Source organism: Peribacillus sp. NPDC094092 (assembly GCF_050279365.1).
GTDB lineage: Bacteria > Bacillota > Bacilli > Bacillales > DSM-1321 > Peribacillus.
On sequence record NZ_JBNNUC010000001.1, the window covers coordinates 1083290 to 1102371 of the forward strand.

At 42.1% G+C, this 19082-nt stretch carries 20 protein-coding genes and 1 pseudogene; 2 read left to right on the forward strand and 19 right to left on the reverse strand.

Annotated elements, in window-relative coordinates; translation table 11 throughout:
- Positions 1-189 precede the first annotated feature (189 nt).
- The 15 genes from ACQKNS_RS05075 to spoIIGA all read right to left on the reverse strand — a co-directional run bounded on the left by ACQKNS_RS05075 (position 190) and on the right by spoIIGA (position 14099).
- Complete coding sequence (locus tag ACQKNS_RS05075; RefSeq protein WP_427641476.1) at positions 190-1479, reverse strand: solute carrier family 23 protein; 1290 nt, start codon at positions 1477-1479, stop codon at positions 190-192.
- Positions 1480-1655: 176 nt separating this feature from the next.
- Entirely contained in the window at positions 1656-2198 is a 543-nt protein-coding gene (pyrR, locus tag ACQKNS_RS05080) for a bifunctional pyr operon transcriptional regulator/uracil phosphoribosyltransferase PyrR (RefSeq protein WP_427642138.1), read from the reverse strand.
- Between the two features lie 196 nt (positions 2199-2394).
- Positions 2395-3312 (reverse strand): RluA family pseudouridine synthase, encoded by a 918-nt coding sequence (locus ACQKNS_RS05085; RefSeq protein ID WP_427641477.1) that lies wholly within the window; start codon positions 3310-3312, stop codon positions 2395-2397.
- Complete coding sequence (gene lspA / locus ACQKNS_RS05090) at positions 3305-3775, reverse strand: signal peptidase II (protein ID WP_063231919.1); 471 nt, start codon at positions 3773-3775, stop codon at positions 3305-3307. Before lspA ends, ACQKNS_RS05085 begins: the two co-directional genes overlap by 8 nt.
- Before the next feature lie 207 nt (positions 3776-3982).
- Positions 3983-6751, reverse strand: coding sequence for an isoleucine--tRNA ligase (gene ileS / locus ACQKNS_RS05095; protein WP_427642139.1), 2769 nt, complete (start codon positions 6749-6751; stop codon positions 3983-3985).
- Between the two features lie 393 nt (positions 6752-7144).
- Entirely contained in the window at positions 7145-7660 is a 516-nt protein-coding gene (locus ACQKNS_RS05100; protein ID WP_034313857.1) for a DivIVA domain-containing protein, read from the reverse strand.
- A gap of 85 nt (positions 7661-7745) precedes the next feature.
- On the reverse strand, positions 7746-8519 hold the full coding sequence (locus ACQKNS_RS05105; protein ID WP_427641478.1) for an RNA-binding protein: 774 nt from the start codon (positions 8517-8519) through the stop codon (positions 7746-7748).
- A gap of 132 nt (positions 8520-8651) precedes the next feature.
- Complete coding sequence (locus ACQKNS_RS05110) at positions 8652-8918, reverse strand: YggT family protein (RefSeq protein ID WP_053345253.1); 267 nt, start codon at positions 8916-8918, stop codon at positions 8652-8654.
- Between the two features lie 6 nt (positions 8919-8924).
- Positions 8925-9389, reverse strand: coding sequence for a cell division protein SepF (locus ACQKNS_RS05115; RefSeq protein ID WP_427641480.1), 465 nt, complete (start codon positions 9387-9389; stop codon positions 8925-8927).
- Positions 9390-9410: 21 nt separating this feature from the next.
- A complete protein-coding gene (locus ACQKNS_RS05120) occupies positions 9411-10082 on the reverse strand; it encodes a YggS family pyridoxal phosphate-dependent enzyme (protein WP_427641482.1) in 672 nt (223 codons plus the stop codon).
- A 2-nt stretch (positions 10083-10084) separates the two neighbouring features.
- Positions 10085-10912 carry a peptidoglycan editing factor PgeF gene (gene pgeF / locus ACQKNS_RS05125; protein ID WP_427641483.1) on the reverse strand — a complete coding sequence of 276 codons (828 nt, stop codon included), beginning with the start codon at positions 10910-10912 and terminating at the stop codon, positions 10085-10087.
- A gap of 55 nt (positions 10913-10967) precedes the next feature.
- Positions 10968-11237 (reverse strand): YlmC/YmxH family sporulation protein, encoded by a 270-nt coding sequence (locus tag ACQKNS_RS05130; RefSeq protein WP_076366653.1) that lies wholly within the window; start codon positions 11235-11237, stop codon positions 10968-10970.
- 227 nt (positions 11238-11464) lie between these two features.
- On the reverse strand, positions 11465-12244 hold the full coding sequence (sigG, locus tag ACQKNS_RS05135) for an RNA polymerase sporulation sigma factor SigG (RefSeq protein WP_034313871.1): 780 nt from the start codon (positions 12242-12244) through the stop codon (positions 11465-11467).
- 150 nt (positions 12245-12394) lie between these two features.
- On the reverse strand, positions 12395-13114 hold the full coding sequence (sigE, locus tag ACQKNS_RS05140; protein WP_034313874.1) for an RNA polymerase sporulation sigma factor SigE: 720 nt from the start codon (positions 13112-13114) through the stop codon (positions 12395-12397).
- A gap of 58 nt (positions 13115-13172) precedes the next feature.
- Positions 13173-14099, reverse strand: a complete 927-nt coding sequence (gene spoIIGA, locus ACQKNS_RS05145; RefSeq protein ID WP_427641484.1) for a sigma-E processing peptidase SpoIIGA — start codon at positions 14097-14099, stop codon at positions 13173-13175.
- 372 nt (positions 14100-14471) lie between these two features.
- On the opposite strand from spoIIGA, the gene ACQKNS_RS05150 reads away from it, so the two are divergent.
- A complete protein-coding gene (locus ACQKNS_RS05150; RefSeq protein ID WP_427641485.1) occupies positions 14472-14588 on the forward strand; it encodes a helix-turn-helix domain-containing protein in 117 nt (38 codons plus the stop codon).
- Positions 14548-14881 (forward strand): annotated as a pseudogene (locus ACQKNS_RS05155) (zinc ribbon domain-containing protein); the annotation flags it as partial. The gene ACQKNS_RS05150 and the pseudogene ACQKNS_RS05155, both read left to right, overlap by 41 nt.
- Before the next feature lie 333 nt (positions 14882-15214).
- Here ACQKNS_RS05155 and ftsZ read toward each other — a convergent pair.
- The 4 genes from ftsZ to ACQKNS_RS05175 form a co-directional block, all read right to left on the reverse strand.
- On the reverse strand, positions 15215-16372 hold the full coding sequence (gene ftsZ / locus ACQKNS_RS05160) for a cell division protein FtsZ (RefSeq protein WP_134783292.1): 1158 nt from the start codon (positions 16370-16372) through the stop codon (positions 15215-15217).
- A gap of 44 nt (positions 16373-16416) precedes the next feature.
- Positions 16417-17715, reverse strand: coding sequence for a cell division protein FtsA (gene ftsA, locus ACQKNS_RS05165; RefSeq protein ID WP_214750823.1), 1299 nt, complete (start codon positions 17713-17715; stop codon positions 16417-16419).
- Between the two features lie 264 nt (positions 17716-17979).
- Positions 17980-18345, reverse strand: a complete 366-nt coding sequence (locus ACQKNS_RS05170; RefSeq protein ID WP_427641486.1) for a small basic family protein — start codon at positions 18343-18345, stop codon at positions 17980-17982.
- Entirely contained in the window at positions 18345-19055 is a 711-nt protein-coding gene (locus tag ACQKNS_RS05175) for a DUF881 domain-containing protein (RefSeq protein WP_427641487.1), read from the reverse strand. The genes ACQKNS_RS05170 and ACQKNS_RS05175 overlap by 1 nt, the downstream gene beginning before the upstream one ends.
- Positions 19056-19082: the final 27 nt, after the last annotated feature.

Genomic DNA, 19082 nt, shown 5'->3' on the forward strand with positions numbered 1-19082 from the left:
GCTCCTTTCACATGTGTGATGCGGGCCATAAAAAATACCCCGCCATTAAGGACAGGGTGTAGGTCATAAAGAGTGTGAGGACACGGATGATTTACACTTCATCCCGTTCTCATTCATCTTTACAGCAACACCCTTTTAAGCCTCTCTGGACTTCTTTTAAAAGGTGATTTATTTTTTTGATGCAGTATCTTATTTTTCAAATATATCTCCGGATATTTTTTCACGGTCCGGAAGAATCAAGTTAAGAAGGATTCCGACGATGGCTGAAAGTGCCATTCCGGAAAGCGATACCGTTTCCGATAGTTGTACGAACGCTCCTCCGATTCCTAACACCAGGATGACTGAAGCTATCATCAGGTTCCTTTTCTTGTCAAAGTCGACTTTATTATCAATCAGCATCCTCAATCCACTTGATGCGATGATTCCGAAGAGCAAGATGGAAATACCGCCCATCACAGCTGTAGGTATCGAGCTGATGACTGCTGAAATCTTACCGTTAAAGCCAAATATGATTGCAGTCAACGCTGCCCCGCCGATGATGTATACGCTGTACGCCTTTGTCATAGTCAGGACCCCAATATTTTCGCCATATGATGTCAGCGGCGGCCCACCGATTAAGGAACCAATCATGATTCCTGCTCCATCTCCTAAAATCGAGCGATGCAAACCGGGATTTTCCAAAAAATTCCTGCCGACTACTTTGCTCAGTACCATCTGGTGTCCGATATGTTCTGATAAAGTTACGATGGCAACCGGTACCATGATGGCAATGACTTCCCATGAGAAGGACGGTGTATAGGTTACATATGGAAACATGAAATCAGGCATTTCCCACCATTGTGCTGACTTGATCGGTTCATAATCTATTATTCCTGCAACAGCCGAACAGCCGTAGCCGACTATGATTCCGATTAAAATCGGGATCAAGTTAATGAATCCCTTAAAGAACACGTTACAGATGATGGTTACCGCTAAAGTAATCAGCGCTATCACGATATATGTGACACTGTATTTATCTTGTGGATCATACATTGCCATGTCCACGGCCGTTCCAGCAAGGCTTAATCCGATTACGATAATCACCGGACCTACCACAACCGGCGGAAGTATATTCATCAACCAGCGCAATCCGACTTTTTGGATAATCAAAGCCACTATCCCATATATGAACCCTGCTGCAAAACAGCCGATCATGGCCGCTTCCGGACCCCCAAGGGCCTTAGCCGCGATGATTGGCGTAATGAAAGCGAAAGATGAACCGAGATAAGCTGGTATCTTACCTTTGGTTATCAATAAGTATGAAAGTGTGCCCAATCCGCTTGAAACCAGCGCTACCGCCGGGCTTAATCCTACCAAGAATGGCACCAGCACCGTTGCACCGAACATGGCGAACAAATGCTGGATGCTTAACGTAATCCACTGGCCAGCCTTTGGCACATCCTCGACATCCAGTACGATATCCCTTTTCGTTTCTTCCATTTCCGTATCCCCCTCATGAAAATTCCATCAAAACCGTAAAAACCCTCTTTGCAATATACAAAGAGGGTTTCTCAGAAGGCAAATTCCTATGCGTAGGCACAGCTCTCCCGATTGACTCCCCTTTGCCAGCCTCTCTGGACTGTCTTTAAAAGGGTAATATGAAATTTTCATGTTGTTTAGTTTTCTAATATAGTAACTTGATCTACTTTATCTACTTCTGTTAAAGTAACCGTAATTTTTTCAGATTGGGAAGTCGGAACGTTTTTACCGACAAAATCCGCACGGATCGGCAGCTCCCTATGTCCCCTATCCACTAATACGGCGAGCTGGATCTGAGAAGGTCTTCCCAAATCCACCAGAGCATCCATTGCCGCTCTAACGGTTCTGCCTGTGAAAAGAACATCATCCACTAAAATCACTTTTTTGTCAGTGATATTGACCGGTATGTCTGAGCCTTTTACGACGGGTTCCCCATCATTGGTCTTTTTCGTAAGGTCATCGCGATAAAGTGTAATATCCAGTTCGCCAAGTTCTATTTCCTTGCCTTCTATTTGATTGATGCGCTTTGCAAGTCGGTCAGCGAGGAAAATCCCGCGGGTACGTATCCCGATTAAGACGCAATTCTCAATACCCTTATTTTTCTCAATAATTTCATGGGCAATTCTCGTCAAGGCTCTGCTAATGGCCTGCTCATCAAGTACTATGGCTTTCTCATTCAACACGTCGGCCACCCCGATTCCTTTTTTCTGATAGGTCAATTTCAACAAAAAATCCTCATGCCAAGAAGGCATGAGGATTTTATCGCCATGGGCATGGTTAGCCCATTTTGCGTATCCGTTTCCTTCTCAGTCTCTCTGAACTGTGTTAAAGGTTCTTGTTAAGTTGTTATTATAATATATCAGAAAAACGAATTTGTCAATCCTTACTTCTACGTAATTGATTAATTAGATTTTCAAACTCTTCCGGAACCGGAGCTTCGAATTCCATATACTCATTTGTACGTGGGTGAATGAATCCTAGAAGACCCGCGTGCAACGCTTGTCCATCTAATTTCAGTGTCTTTTTCGGGCCATATTTCGGATCACCCGCCAGCGGGAAGCCAATGTATTTCATATGAACACGGATTTGATGAGTTCTCCCTGTTTCAAGCTGGCATTCCACCAAAGTGAAAGCTTTAAAACGTTCTATGACACGGAAATGCGTGACAGCATGTTTGGAATTCGAATCTGTGACAGTCATGCTTTGGCGATCTTTTTTATCGCGGCCTATCGGTGCATCTATCGTTCCGAAGTCATGAGGGATCACACCATGAACTACAGCTTGGTACTTACGGGTAACCGTTTTGTCAACAAGCTGCTGTACCAGTTTCTCATGTGCCATATCATTTTTGGCAACCATCAATAAACCTGATGTATCTTTGTCGATCCGATGAACGATTCCAGGCCGCATGACTCCGTTAATTCCAGAAAGATCCTTGCAGTGAGCCATCAATCCATTTACAAGCGTGCCAGATACATGTCCCGGTGCCGGATGGACGACCATGCCGCTCGGTTTATTAACAACGAGTACATCTTTATCTTCATAATAGATATCCAAATCCATTTCCTCTGCCACCGCATCCAATTCCTCAAGATCAGGAATCGTCACTTCAATTGTATCGCCAGGAATAGCTTTGTAATTCGTCTTTATCGCCGTGCCATTAACCAAAACATGGTCATCCTTAATCCATTGCTGGACCTGAGTGCGTGACCATTCCTCATTCAAAGTGGAAAGGGCCTTATCAATCCGAACTCCTTTTAGTGTTTCATCGATGCTGTATAACCTTTTATCCATTATCTTTCTCCTTAGCGTTTTTTTCTTCTAAAAACATATGAATCACGAGCAGTCCGACACCAATTGAAAGCGCAGCATCAGCAACATTAAATACCGGGAAACTGTAGCTGAAAATATAGGTATGAACGAAATCCACTACTTCCTGACGAGCAACACGATCGATGAAATTACCAATCGCACCGCCCAGCATGAGAGCAAGTGCAACTCCAAGCAAAATGCTTTCCTTCGCCATTTTCTGAATATAATAGACAAGTCCAATAATGACAGCGATGGTGATGATGTAGAAAAACCACATTTGACCTTGTAGAATTCCCCATGCTGCCCCACGATTACGATGCGAGGTGATATATAGAAGGTTTTCAATAATTTCAATGCTTTCTCCGTACTCCATTTTTTTCACAATCATCCATTTTGTCAGCTGATCGAGAGCTATGACCAAAAGGGCAATCAAATAATAAAACACATTTTTTCCCCCAAACTAATCAAATCTTCACTTTTGAATTGTAGCACAAACTAGAAATAATGACTAATCCGAAAATCATAAGTCTGCTAACTGTACTTGAAGAATATCGGGAAGATTGGAAAAAGGTAAAATTCCCTATTCGGTTTTAGCTTTCTTTCCCGCAAAAAAGCCGGCCCTTTATATAGGGACCGGCTTTATTTGTGGGAATTATTGATTCACGTAATGCTCTTTCACGACTGTTGCACAACGCGGGCAAAGTGTTGGATGTTCTTCCACTTGACCTACTTCCTTAGAAACATTCCAGCAACGTTCACACGTTTCGCCTTCTGCTTTTGTAACAAGGATCGCTATATCCTCAAGTTTAACCGCCTCTGCTGGGGCACTTGCCACATCGCCAGCGATTTCGAATTCGGATACGATGAATAGCTGTTCAAAGCTTTCCTTGATGCCATCAAGCAGATTCTTCGTCTCATCATTAACATATACCATCACTTTAGCGTTCAGTGATTTTCCGATGACCTTCTGGTTACGTGCTTCTTCTAAAGCTTTCAGAACATTATCCCGAAGATCCATGAACGCCGTCCATTTTTCTTCAATGACTTCAGCATCATTAACGGAAACTTCTTCAGGCATCAATGTCAACTGTACACTTTCTTCCGTTACACCCGGAATGAACGCCCATACTTCATCAGCTGTATGAGAAAGGATCGGTGACACCAATTTGGTTAAGCTGACCAATGATTCGTAAAGGACCGTTTGAATGGCCAAACGCTCTTTACCATTTGGAGCTTCACAATAAAGGATGTCTTTTGCATAATCAAGGTAGAACGAACTTAAATCCTGTGTACAGAAATTATTGACCATATTATAAATTGTAGCAAACTCATAATTTTCATAACTTAGCTTAGACTGTTTGATCAGTTTATTCAATTTAACGAGCATGTATCGATCGACTTCAGGCAAGTCTTGGACTGCCACTTTATCGGTTTTTGGATCGAATCCATCCAAGTTCCCTAACAGGAAGCGGAATGTATTACGGATTTTACGGTAAACTTCCGAAACTTGTTTTAAAATGGGATCGGAAACCCTGACATCCGATTGGTAATCCACAGAAGCTACCCAAAGGCGCAAGATATCTGCACCAAGTTGGTTCATGACCTTGGAAGGCAGTACAACGTTCCCGATCGACTTACTCATTTTACGGCCTTCGCCATCCAATGCGAAACCGTGGCTAAGTACACCTTTATATGGTGCTTTGCCTGTAACTGCAACACTTGTTGAAAGCGATGAGTTGAACCAGCCGCGATATTGATCGGACCCTTCTAAATAAAGGTCTGCAGGCCGTTGCAAGTCGTCTCTTTCTTCAAGTACCGCTTGATGAGAAGAACCGGAATCGAACCAAACGTCCATGATATCCGTTTCTTTCGTGAAGATACCATTCGGGCTGCCTTCATGTGTATAGCCATCAGGCAGAAGATCTTTCGCTTCACGCTCAAACCAGATGTTTGAACCGTGTTCGCGGAATAGATTTGAAATATGGTTGATTGTTTCATCCGTAATGATCGGCTCACCATTTTCTGCATAAAACACTGGAATTGGCACTCCCCATGCACGTTGGCGGGAAATGCACCAATCCCCGCGGTCACGGACCATATTGAATAGGCGCGTTTCGCCCCAAGACGGTACCCACTTGGTTTCTTCAATCGCTTCCAGAAGTTCACTGCGGAAGTCTTTGATCGACGCAAACCATTGTGCTGTTGCACGGAAGATCGTTGGCTTCTTCGTCCGCCAGTCATGTGGGTAAGAGTGCGTAATGAACGTCAAGTTCAATAACGCGCCTGCTTCAGTTAATTTTTCGGTAATAGGTTTATTCGCTTGATCATAAAATAATCCGGCAAATTCTCCCGCCTCTTCCGTCATGACTCCTTTTTCATCCACTGGACAAAGTACGTCCAAGCCGTATTTTTGCCCAACGATAAAGTCATCTTCACCATGGCCAGGCGCAGTATGAACGCAACCCGTTCCAGCTTCAGTCGTTACGTGCTCACCCAACATCACTAAAGATTCGCGGTCATAAAGAGGATGTTTGGCAACAGCACGGTCCAACTCGCTTCCTTTTACTGTTTTCAGGATAGACGGGTTTTCCCAGCCTAATGTTTCCGTAACCGACTCAAGCAGTGCCTCAGCAAGTAAGAATTTTTCATTTTCGACAGCCACTACTACGTAATTCAATTGCGGATGCAATGAAATACCAAGATTAGCCGGAATCGTCCATGGAGTTGTCGTCCAGATGATGATTTTGACGCCTTCTTCGATTACACCTTTGCCATCTGTGACTTCAAAAGCAACATAGATGGACGCAGAACGTTTGTCTTGATATTCAATTTCTGCTTCGGCAAGAGCTGATTCACTTGAAGGGGACCAGTAAACAGGTTTTTTCCCTTTATAAATATAGCCTTTTTTCGCCATTTCACCGAACACCTTGATTTGCTGGGCTTCATATTCAGGCTTTAATGTGATGTAAGGATTATCCCAATCACCACGGACCCCTATTCTCTTAAACTGCTCACGTTGATTGTTAATCTGACCATAAGCATACTCTTCACAAAGCTTTCTGAATTCGGCAACGCTCATTTCTTTCCGTTTCACGCCTTTTTTTGTCAATGCCGTTTCGATCGGAAGCCCATGCGTATCCCAGCCAGGTACATACGGTGCTTGAAAACCGCTCATTGATTTAAAACGGACAATGAAATCCTTTAAAACCTTATTCATTGCATGGCCCATATGGATATCGCCGTTGGCATACGGAGGTCCATCATGCAAAATGAATAAAGGACGTCCTTCCGTGTGTTCTTGCACTTTTTTATAGATGTTCATTTCTTTCCATTTTTCTTGGATTTCCGGTTCACGTTTCGGCAAATTCCCCCGCATTGGAAATTCAGTTTTAGGCATCAATAAGGTATCTTTGTATTCCATCATAAAATCCTCCATCCGTCTTTACATAAATTCATTCGAACCGATGACTTGATATCCGGCCAAAATAAAAAGCCCTCTCATCCCTAAAAAAGGGACGAGAAAGCTTAGCTTCCCGCGGTACCACCCTGGCTAGAAAGATTCACAAAGTGAATCCAACCTCTCGAGCATTCGTAACGTGAATGAAACGCCTCATTTACTTACTGCAAAAGCAGGTTCAACTCAGAACTCAAGGGTGATCTTCAATTTCTTCGCTTATTCCGGGCTTTCACCATCCCCGGTTCGCTAAAAATAAGTGTGTGAAGAATTTACTTTCCCTGTCATCGTCTAATTTCATAATGAATAGTATTGTTAAAAAATTATATGCGAAAAAAGTGTTCAAAGTCAAGGAATCGTTTAAATTTCCTCTTCCACTCTCTCATTTAATTCTATTTCAGTCGCATCCACTTCATAATCCAGAAGATGATCCCAATCGTCATTGTCCAGCAAATCGAGCTGTGCACCGACAAGCATTTTGAAACGCGTGCGGAATACTTTGGATTGCTTTTTCAAATCCTCAATATCCATCGCTATTTTCCTTGCTTTCACGAGTGACTCATTGACGATCCTGTCCGCGTTTTTCTCTGCTTCCTTTATGATCAGTTTCGCTTCTTTTTGGGCATTGCGCCTTAATTCTTCGGCTGCTTCCTGAGCGACAATAATCGACTTGTTAAGTGTTCCCTCAATTGTCGTAAAATGTCCCAAACGATCAAAAGTCTCGTTCAGTTTATCTTCAAGTTCCTTCTTCTCCCTCAAAATCAGTTCATAATCTTTAATGACCTGGTCGAGAAATTCATTTACTTCATCTTCATCATACCCACGAAATACTTTGTTAAACTCCTTGTTATGTATATCTATCGGGGTTAAGGGCATTACGGCACCTCCAGAACGGTTTCTACTCTAGTATGTTAAAACTCTATATTCGACAATAAATTTATAAATCCTGCTTTTTATTGAATTATTTTTGTCTGCCTAACGAGATCCTCCACTTATCCTTCTTGGTTTTCCCATCGATTGAAGCTATTTTACATCTGCCAAAACCTCTGATGGAAAGTGCATCACCTTCACGGCATTCTTCCGAGACGTTTTCCGTTTGCTTGAAATTCACCTTTACTTTACCTGACGTTATCAAGGCCTGCGTTTTTTGACGGGACATGTTCAGGACGGATGATAGCACACTGTCAAGCCTAAGAGAACTGACGGTGGTCACTTGCTCTTCCCATTTTTCTTTAACTTGGACGATATCCTCGATCGGAAGCTGTCTGATGGAAACAGAAGCATTGCCAATTTTCTCAAGATTCCCTGTGAGATATGAATGCATCTCCCCCGCAGCTATAAATTGAGTATGCTCCTCCGTCACTATTATATCACCAAATTTTTCACGTTTTACCCCTAGTGACATCAAGGTTCCAAGTATTTGCCTATGTTCAAGCGTAACAAACTTTTTTGGATAGGAGATATCGTATAAGGAGATATTGAAATCCGATGGTTCAGGAGAGTAATAATCAGGGTAAATGAGTACACGTTTTCGCTCTACGAAATCGCCCCCGCCATTGAATTGCAGTTTCGCATCCGGATCATTCCCCAATAGGGAAGTAAGGATTTCCTGCTGACGCGGATCAAGAAAATCAGATAGTTTCGGAGCGTAGGAATTTTTAACCTGGTCGATCCAATTCATGGCCTGGTCAATAAAATCTTTTTCCTCCGGCCTGAAATGCTGATAAATACTCATGATTGAATGAATGCTCCTTAGGTATCAAATTAATGGACGATCATAAGGAATTGATTAAACGGCTCTGCGTTGCTACTACACAGCGGAGAATCTTCCGGCTGTGTAGTAAGATCATGTCAGGTTAGTTGTTGATCATCCTATTAAAGTCTGTAAGTAATAGATTCCATAACCGCTGGCAAAATTAAGTACCAGCAAAGCCACAAGAGGTGAAAGATCGATCATGCCAAGCGGCGGGATGAACTTTCTGAACGGTTCCAAATAAGGTTCGCAAATCTTTTCCAGAAATTGACCAATCGATGTCTCCCTTGCATTGGGGAACCATGACATCAATATGTAACCGATTAATGCCATTGAATAAATTTCAATTAAATAATATAAACCCTGAAGCACTAAACCCATTAACCATTACCACCTCGCTTCTTCGTACTCCTCATCGGCGGCGAAACCGGTAATATTACCGGAAACATCGACATTGTCCGGGGTACATAAGAATATATCTGTTCCGATTTTTTGGATATCCCCGCTGATTGCATAAACAGTCCCACTTAGAAAATCAATGATTCGCTTTCCTTGGTCATGCTGGATTCGTTGAAGGTTCACGACTACAGCGCGCCTGTTTTTTAAATGGTCAGCTACCTCCTGGGCTTCTGCATAAGCACGAGGCTCCAATAATACTACTTTAGAAGATTTCTGTACGCTTTGCAAACTTACGATATTCTGATTGGCATGATTCCCTGCCGAAGCGGACTGATGCTGTTTAGCTGACTTCACGACTTTTGGTTCAGCCTCCTCTTCTTCCATCACTTCATCCTTGTACTCATACTCATCATCCAGCGCGAAATAAGATTTAAATTTTGATACGAACGACATCTATAGGGTACCTCCTTAAAATTATTCGCCTACAAGTGCTGTACCAATCCTGATCATTGTAGCGCCTTCCTCAATGGCAATCATGAAGTCATTGGACATCCCCATGGACAATTCAGTACAGGGTGCATGCTTCAACCCTAGATTTTGAACTTCAACCTGGATGCCTTTCAGTTTTCGGAAGCATTCCCGCAAAACCTGTTCATCATCGGTCAGTGGAGCCATCGTCATCAATCCTGCTACATTCACCTTATCGAACTTAGATAATCCTTTGATGAAATCAATCGTCTCCTCGGGACCCAGGCCATGTTTTGATTCCTCACCAGAAACATTCACCTGCACTAAACAGTTTATCGGCTCATTTGCACGTTTTTGAATTTCTTCTGCCAAAGAAATGCGATCCAATGAATGGATATACGAAATTTTATCGATGACATTCTTTACTTTGCGTGTTTGCATGGAACCGATATAATGCCAGTTGGGCTTGTCCTTCAACACTTCATATTTAGTCAAAAGCCCTTCGTCACGGTTTTCACCCAAATCAAGTATCCCCGCTTCCAATGCTTCATTCGCTCTCTCGACCGAAACATATTTCGTCACTGCGATCAACTTGATCGCTTCACGGTGCCTTCCACTATTTTCACATGCTCTATTTATTTTTTCTTCGATGTTTTTTAAATTGTCCACTACTTTCACTGTTACCCTAAATCCTCCTTCCAACCGATAAAACTCATCAATCTGCCTGTCTTCCCATTATCACGGCGATGTGAAAAAAACAATTCATGATCACAACTTGTACAGTATGATGTAACTTCGATCTGACTTTTTGGAATTCCTGATTTTTGAAGAATCAAAGCATTAAGTTGCTTAAGGTCTAACTGATATTGTCCTTCACTGATTAAATTATAGGGCTTTTCGTCAATATCTACCAGCAAATTATGCACTAGATCCATCACATAATCATCAACAACATAGCATTTCGAACAAATCGACGGTCCGATAACGGCATATATCTCACTTGCTTTTATACCCTCACTCAGCCATGCCTCAATCATTTTTCGTGCAATGCCATTAACCGTACCCTTCCAGCCGGCATGTGCCACCCCAATCATACCATGTGCCGGAGCAAGAAAGTATAAGGGCACGCAGTCTGCATAGCAAAGGGTCAATAGAACATCCGGATCCTTCGTATAGAATCCATCAGTCGCTTTAAAGGCTGACTCATAATCCGCAGCACCTCTACCGCCATCGCGGCTTGTAACTTTATGGATTTTCGTTTCATGTGTCTGCTCGGCGCCTATCCATTCATTAAGCGGAAACATAAGCTTATCAGCTATAATCCTGCGGTTTCCCTGAACATCTTCAAGTTTATCCCCGACATGAAAACCGGTATTCAATGTTTGAAAATCACCTGTACTGACCCCACCATTTTTTGTGGTGAAGCCCGCTACGAGCTGGAGATTATTTTGTCTCCAGCTGTCAATGAGCATATATTGGTCTTTTATTAAAACAAATGGCTCTTTCATGCTATAAACCTCTTTATTTTTAGTCTAGTGTATCATATATTTGCGCCAAGCACCTTTAAAACCGTTCATCTTTCACTTCTGCTTGAAAAACGGTCTGATGCTCAACAAGTATGACATCTGCACCGATTTTTTTTATTTTACGCCATGGGATCACAATATCCTGCTCCCTTCCAAAAAAGCCCATTAATCTAGTTCCATTTGAAACGATGATGGCCTCAATTTTCCCTGTGGCCGTATTGATTTCAAGATCTGACATATTACCTAATTTCTTACCATCCGCTATATTGACGATATCCTTAATTTGAAATTCGGAAATCCTGGTCACATCACTCAGCTCCTCAAAATTTCATCATAGATGAAGGTCCTATTCCTATGTATATGACATGATGAGCTCAAGGATGAAGAATACGGTAAATAAACGTCCTTACTCTCACGATCCCTCCAGGAAGTGATTTTCAACAAAATAAAAAAGCCGCTATGGATAATTAGCCGTTAAGCGGGTATTGACATTTTTGCCCTACCCGCTTCAGCTAACTTTCTCATGCTCAGCTTCTACTGTTGGATATTTTTATTCATTTGTTTGATTGCCGCTTTTTCCAATCGGGAAACCTGTGCTTGTGAAATGCCGATTTCCTCGGCTACCTCCATTTGCGTCTTCCCTTGGAAAAACCGTTTGCGAAGGATCATTTTTTCCCGGTCATTCAACCGTCTCATGCCTTCATTTATAGCTATTTCATCAATCCAGGTACTATCTTTATTTTTTTCATCACTCAGTTGGTCGAGTACATAAATCGGATCCCCGCCATCATTATAAATCGGTTCAAAAAGTGATACTGGATCTTGTATAGCATCTAGTGCAAAAACAATTTCTTCATGAGGTACTTCCAACACCTTGGCGATTTCTTCAGCTGTCGGCTCACGAAGGGTCTGGCTTATGAGCTTTTCTTTTACCTGCAAAGCTTTGTAAGCGATGTCTCTTAAAGAACGGGATACCCGAATCGGATTATTGTCACGAAGATATCTTCTGATTTCACCAATAATCATCGGAACAGCATACGTTGAAAACTTAACATTTTGACCTAGGTCAAAGTTATCTATCGACTTCATCAACCCTATACAGCCTACCTGAAATAGATCATCTACATACTCTCCCCGATTGTTGAAGCGTTGAATGACGCTTAAAACGAGTCGAAGATTCCCGTTTACCAGTTTCTCTCTTGCTGAAATATCGCCATCTTGCAGTTCTTTAAAGAGTTTTCTCATTTCCTCATTCTTTAAAACCGGTAATTTTGATGTATCCACACCGCAGATTTCAACCTTATTACGAGACAAAATTATTCCCTCCTCACAGGAGCGCTGTACAAAAAACAGTATCTCCGCGGGAGGAAAAAATATGCACATGGCTAGAACGGAAAATCCCCATTATTTTTCAATATAGCTACCAAAGTATTGATTTGATTGACATTTAAGCACTTTATTTTTTTACACCATTTTATTAAATTCTTTACGAAGCCTCTTAATAATCCTTTTTTCCAAACGTGAAATGTATGATTGGGAAATCCCCAGCATGTCGGCGACGTCCTTTTGGGTTTTTTCTTCTCCGCCTGCAAGCCCAAAACGGAGTTCCATTATCTGTTTTTCACGTTCGGATAACTGTGTAAGTGCTTTTGTCAGCAGCTTACGGTCAACATTGGCCTCAAGATCTTTCGTGATAATGTCATCGTCCGTTCCAAGTACATCGGATAACAGAAGTTCATTACCATCCCAATCAATATTCAGGGGTTCATCAAAAGATACTTCAGACCGGATTTTGTTATTTCTGCGTAAATACATTAATATTTCATTCTCGATGCATCTCGAAGCATATGTAGCCAGTTTTATTTTCTTCTCAGGATTGAATGTATTCACAGCTTTGATTAAACCTATGGTACCAATGCTGATTAAATCCTCAATATTGATGCCGGTATTTTCGAATTTCCTGGCAATGTAAACAACCAGCCTTAAATTACGTTCAATCAAGATCGAGCGTGCAGCTTCATCGCCATTGGGTAATTTATTGATCAGTATTGCCTCTTCTTCCTTCGAAAGGGGCGGCGGCAGTGCCTCACTCCCTCCTATATAAAATATTTCGTCCGTTTTCAATCCGAGCTTGAACAATAGTTTGTACCAAAAATAAGTGAGCCGAAGAATGAATTTCTTCAAAATAATTCTCCCTTCTAATAAACGGATTATGGGTCAAATTAAAGAGTGAATTGATGGTTCAGGAGGCATTTTGCACCGGTATCCCGGTTAACATTTTCGGGTGTACGATAGATTGATAGCTATTGTCGGGAGAGAGTTGCTGAAAGGTAAACGAAACGAGACCTTGCTTGACATGGAATTCTTTTTCTCCTTGAACGATTTTAATGTAATCCGGTTTGATTGCGGTTAACAGCTGATGTTCATGCCCCACGACTTTATAAGGGATGACACGCATTCTTCCTGTCCATGAATATTCGGGCTGCGTTTCCTGACTGATCAGGTTATCGGGGTTCTTAAAGAGCTCTAGCATATCGTCCGGAATTCCTGCTTCCCCTCCTGAAAGAGAGATGATCATGACTGGGGAGCGTGTAATCGGATCATATAGTTGATTGCCGCTATCCACCAATCCATGAAATTTTCCTTCAAAGTCAGAAATTTTAACCGAGACCGAAACCATTTGTTCATGTGTAAGCTTGGTCATCTCCATCCCTTCAAGTGTTCGCTTGGAAAATTGCCATGCGAGCGGGAATCCGATCATTACGAATATCCAGCTGACAGGGTCGCCAAAACGGTTGATCCCTGCATATTGGCCAGGATCCTTTGACACGATTTGGAATTCAAATAAGTAGTGAAGTCCCAGAAGGATTCCTCCCGATAAAAACGTCACGAAATATAAAGTGGCCACCGATTTCACAAAAAGTTTCAACCTATTAAACCCAAAGGTTGCCAGCACCATGACAAGGGATACTAAAATCTTCATGTACACTCGGTCGGCAATTGCATAAAAAGGAGTGAATGCCAATACGATAATGAAGGAACCAATCAGCCCGCCGATGCATACCCGCCAAAGAGCCACCCTTCGTTTGAGAATGATTGCGGTCCAATATAAAAGGAGGCAGTCAAATAACCAATTCAACAACCAGATCACATCTAAATATAAAGTCAAACACCCTCCCCTCCTTTTATGAGCAAACCTTCCACTAGCAAAAAGTATAGCGTACCTGCCCTTAGGAAGTGTGTCACTTTTTGTACTGAAAACTTAAGAGTTTTTCAGTCATTTTTACCCTTTTTGTAGAAAAACAGCCATTGATATTTTCAAAACTGTCTCAGAGACTATCCTGCTCCCTTTTACTTCTGTCGATTAATGTTATAAAAGTTTCATAATTTATCATTTCCCTCCAGAAGACCCCCTCTTCAAGCTTGTGAAGGGCGAGAGTCCAACGGTAAGGGGGAGATGAATGACGGTTGGCAAAATCCAAAGTAATCCTTTGACAAACATACGTTCCCTGAATGATAATAACTATAAAGGGGTGAACCAATGGTCGTAAACCAGGCTTATAATTTTCGAATCTATCCAACGAAAGAACAACCAGTTCTCAGCAAGAAATCAGGCAATCAAAATGTCCAATATGATGAAAAATCAAAAACTAGCTAAAGCTATCAGTGAAGTATCTTGGTACCAATTTAAAACAATGTTGGAATGCAAAGCAAAATGGTATGGTAAACAAATCGTGACCGTATTTAAACGTTTGCTTCTAGCCAATTGTGTTCTGGCTGCGGGAACCAAAATAAAGACGTTAAACATCTGAACCTTCGTGAATGGGATTGTCCTTCTTGTTCTACTCACCACGATCGAGATATTAACGCAGGACTCAATCTAATGAACGAAGCCATAAGCTTCTAACCGTAGGAACTACGGGGATAGCCTCATTAAAATTTTACCAATAGGCTAATGTCCTTAGGAATCTCCCACTACAATCAGACCGTAAAGTCGATAAGCGGCGGGAAGCTCTCTCATCTTTTTACATTAATGAATGAAAGTGAACAAGTTCCTTTGTGGCAAGGCACTCCATCCAAAACAATTCCGTCTTCCAGCTCCCAGGACATTCAGACAAGAACATCGATCCAATATTGCTGATTTCATTTATCACTTCGGTCCGAGTGATAAAACTCGATAAACGGCCCATCATTATAAGGTCCATTGACACAATCACTTTTAAGTATTCATTTTATTAACGACAAAAAACCGTCCCCAAATGGGAACGGCATATGACATCGGTATTAACGGCGTCTGTTACGGTTACGGAGGAAGGTCGGAATATCCAGCGCCTCATCACCTTGATTGGCATTACGTGCAGGCTGTTCATTGACTTCTTCCCTCTTCACTTCACGCTTCACGTTTGTTTGTGGCGTTTGTTGTGTCTGAGGTCTAGATTGCTGCTGTTGTCCGAGTGTCGGACGTCCAGTAGGCCGTATTGAAGCTTCAACCTCGTTAAAGCCTGTCGCAATTACCGTAACGACGATTTCGTCTTTAAGGTTTTCATTGATGACCGAACCGAAAATCATGTTGACATCTTGATCGGATGCAGTAGCCACGATATCGGCCGCTTCCTGGACTTCAAAAAGACTTAGGTTCGTGCCACCTGTAATATTCATCAGTACCCCTTGGGCACCATCAATCGATGTTTCAAGCAACGGACTGGAAATGGCTTTTTTCGCCGCTTCCGCCGCACGGTTTTCCCCTGAGGAAATCCCGATTCCCATAAGTGCGGAACCTTTGTTGGACATGATTGTCTTCACATCGGCAAAGTCCAAGTTAATAAGACCTGGAACAGCAATCAAATCTGAAATCCCTTGTACACCCTGGCGAAGTACATTATCGGCTTCACGGAATGCTTCAAGCATCGGAGTGCTTTTATCGACGATTTCAAGGAGGCGGTCGTTCGGAATGACGATCAGTGTGTCAACCGATTCTTTCATGGATGAAATGCCGCCTTGTGCCTGTGTTGCACGTTTTCGGCCTTCGAAAGTGAATGGACGTGTAACTACACCCACTGTAAGAGCCCCTAGATCTTTAGCAATGCCCGCTATGACAGGAGCAGCTCCTGTTCCCGTACCGCCGCCCATTCCAGCCGTTACGAAAACCATATCGGCACCTTTAAGCGCTTCTTCAATCTGCTCTTTGCTTTCTTCAGCAGCTTTTTTTCCTACCTCGGGATTGGCACCTGCTCCCAAACCGCGTGTAAGCTTTCCACCGATTTGCATTTTGATTTCTGCTTTTGATAGATTAAGAGCCTGTGCGTCAGTATTGACAGAAATAAACTCGACACCCTGTACACCATGCTCGATCATTCTGTTTACCGCATTGTTTCCGCCGCCGCCAACACCTATTACTTTTATCGTTGCTAATTGTTCTAGATTAGAATCAAACTCCAACATGACAATCCTCCTATTTTGACGAAATTCCCGATTCTTAATGATTGTTATTCAAAAAAGTAACCCAGAATTTTTTTGAATTTAGATTCACCTTTTTCACCTTGTTTTTTAGCCGTGTTCTCTTTGTTTTTCTGAGAGACCTTCTGGCTGCGCTGGTCGTTATCTTCTTGAGCTTGTCCAGCTGCTACAGGAGTTTTATTAGCGGTGTTTTTTTGCATTCTCTCTTTCTTGCATGCGTGTTTAATCAAACCAACAGCTGTCGTGTATTGGGGTTCCCTGACACCGATGTAATTCGGTTCAGCTGTCCTTACTCGGTTTTGGAATACATATTGAGCTAGTTCCAGAACTCCCGGCATCTTGACGACGCCCCCGGTCAACACGAAACCACCCGGTATATCCTGGAAGCCAAGCCTCTTCAAATCATCTTGAATCAACTCGAATATTTCGGTGACCCGCGCCTCAATGATATCCGAGAGCATTAACTGGTTGCAGGTCTGCTGCTGATCGCTGCCGATGATCGGTATTTGGAATACTTCATCTTCAGACGCGTCATCATAAAAGGCATGTCCATGCTTTACTTTTATTTTCTCAGCTTCCTCCATCGTTGTCCTTAGAACGATGGAAAGGTCCTTCGTAAGTGTTTCCCCGCCTATAGGTATCACAGACGTATATTGTAAATAGCCTTGTTCGAAAATTGCCAGGGTCGTGGAACCACCGCCAATATCGACAAGTGCCACACCAAGTTCTTTTTCATCCTTGGATAAAACAAGGGAACCTGCGGCTAACGGCTGTAGGGCGATATCGGTTATTTCTAACCCTGCCCTTTCCACACAGCGCAGTGTGTTATGTAAAATTGTCCGAAGACCTGTGATTAAAATCCCTCTCATTTCCAACCGAACACCTATCATGCCCCTTGGATCACTGATTTCATCAAGTTCATCAACTTTGTAGTGAATCGGCACCACGTCGATGATTTCCCTGTCGGATGGTATCGTTATTAACTCCGCTGCTTCCCTAACACGGAAAACGTCATGCTCGGTAATCTCTTTATTGTCACTGGATACCGCTACTACCCCATGACACGGCTGAAGCGTCACGTGATTTCCGCTTATGCCGACGATTACCTTCTTTATCTCCATCCCTATCATCCGTTCTGCTTGCTCTATAGCCTTTTGAATGGATTGGACGGTTTCATCTATACCGACGATCGAACCCTTTTTGAGCCCTTCTGATTTAACATTTCCTACGCCGATTATATTTAATGTGTCATTGACCATTTCCCCAATGATAACTTTTACACTGGATGTACCGATGTCAAGACTTACGTATATTTCGTTGCTGTTCATTCCATGGCACCTCCTTCAGTTTTATACATGTATTAGTAGAATAACATTTTTATATCGAAGACTTATACATTATAGAATAACAGAACTGATTACAACAACTCGCAAATTTCATAGATATGCGGTTCATTTTGCATTTCCCGAACAAAACTCGTAGATTCCCCACTTTATGGTGTTTATTGTTCGCTTCTCAACGAGACTGATACACTTAATAAACTAGATACTGCCATAAACTATTCGTCATTTATAACTTAATTCCCTTTAAAATTATAGATTTTTTTTCTGCTTTTTCCGGGAAATGGACCATTTTTCTATCAGGATCCTTCTAATCAGGGCGATATTTTGAAAGAGCCTTACACCGAACACAAAGATTGCGGCTAAATATAAGTCTACACCAAGATGTACACCTAGAAAAGCCAAACCTGCGGCTAAAACAATATTAAAGAAGAATCCTGTTACAAATACAACTTCATCATAAAGATTTTGCAAATGGGCCCGTATGCCCCCAAATAAGGTATCAAAAGCAGCAAGCACGGCAATGGACAGATAATTTGAATATTCGTGGGGGATATCAAAATCCGCCAAAAAACCAAGGGTGATTCCAATCAATAGTCCAAAAATTGGAAGCCACATTACGATTCCCCCCCATCCATAATGGGTTCCATATGTTCCACATTAATTGCATTTTGGTAGGCCGGCAAAGTCAACTCACCGGAAGGCACATTGATTTGCACTTCAAAATTATCTATAAAGAAATCATCCATAAGTTCGGAACCTTCAATGCGCTGCTTCAGTTTCTTTGGATTTACGGTTATTGCCTGTATTTCGACCGGGTAATGAACAAGAGGATACCCGTCCATTTTCGGCTGCCCATTAATATCACGAATAACCGATGTTGATATATACCTTTGTCCTGAAATGGAAATTTCGTCAGCGCCGTACCTATACATTTCATTAATGAGCCGAATGATCAAAACAGGTGAAATATACTCGACCTTCTCACCAAGAAGGATATCTGCTTCGATAGGCTGTATAGATATGATGACCCCATTACCTTTAATTTCAGTCAAACCTGCGTCTGTCTTTAGTTCGGTCAGGGTATCACGCAATACTTCTTCTTTACTCTCATTTTTCTTTGTTTCATAGGATGCTATTTTCCCCTCAAGCTCTCTGATGCCCTCTATTAAATCCGCCTGGGTCTGCTGTTCTTTCAATAAATCATTTTTCAGCTCCCACATATCCCTTGTATCGGAAACGACAGGCTGATTCACCAAATTGAATTGAATAGCGAGCATGAAGCCAGCAATCAATGTAACCACACTAAAAGAAAGCTTTTTTTTCATTTCCAGTTTCTCACCAATCTTTCATCG

Excerpts from the sequence above, each read along its gene's own strand:
- pgeF (WP_427641483.1), bottom strand. The coding sequence starts at position 10,912 with ATGAAAGAGCCATTTGTTTTAATAAAAGACCAATATATGCTCATTGAC.
- ACQKNS_RS05075 (WP_427641476.1), bottom strand. The coding sequence starts at position 1,479 with ATGGAAGAAACGAAAAGGGATATCGTACTGGATGTCGAGGATGTGCCA.
- ACQKNS_RS05085 (WP_427641477.1), bottom strand. The coding sequence starts at position 3,312 with ATGGATAAAAGGTTATACAGCATCGATGAAACACTAAAAGGAGTTCGG.
- ACQKNS_RS05170 (WP_427641486.1), bottom strand. The coding sequence starts at position 18,345 with ATGTGGCTTCCAATTTTTGGACTATTGATTGGAATCACCCTTGGTTTT.
- ACQKNS_RS05175 (WP_427641487.1), bottom strand. The coding sequence starts at position 19,055 with ATGAAAAAAAAGCTTTCTTTTAGTGTGGTTACATTGATTGCTGGCTTC.
- ileS (WP_427642139.1), bottom strand. The coding sequence starts at position 6,751 with ATGGAATACAAAGATACCTTATTGATGCCTAAAACTGAATTTCCAATG.
- ftsA (WP_214750823.1), bottom strand. The coding sequence starts at position 17,715 with ATGAACAGCAACGAAATATACGTAAGTCTTGACATCGGTACATCCAGT.
- ACQKNS_RS05110 (WP_053345253.1), bottom strand. The coding sequence starts at position 8,918 with ATGGGTTTAGTGCTTCAGGGTTTATATTATTTAATTGAAATTTATTCA.
- ftsZ (WP_134783292.1), bottom strand. The coding sequence starts at position 16,372 with ATGTTGGAGTTTGATTCTAATCTAGAACAATTAGCAACGATAAAAGTA.
- ACQKNS_RS05105 (WP_427641478.1), bottom strand. The coding sequence starts at position 8,519 with ATGAGTATTTATCAGCATTTCAGGCCGGAGGAAAAAGATTTTATTGAC.
- ACQKNS_RS05150 (WP_427641485.1), top strand. The coding sequence starts at position 14,472 with ATGGTCGTAAACCAGGCTTATAATTTTCGAATCTATCCAACGAAAGAA.
- ACQKNS_RS05115 (WP_427641480.1), bottom strand. The coding sequence starts at position 9,389 with ATGTCGTTCGTATCAAAATTTAAATCTTATTTCGCGCTGGATGATGAG.
- ACQKNS_RS05100 (WP_034313857.1), bottom strand. The coding sequence starts at position 7,660 with ATGCCCTTAACCCCGATAGATATACATAACAAGGAGTTTAACAAAGTA.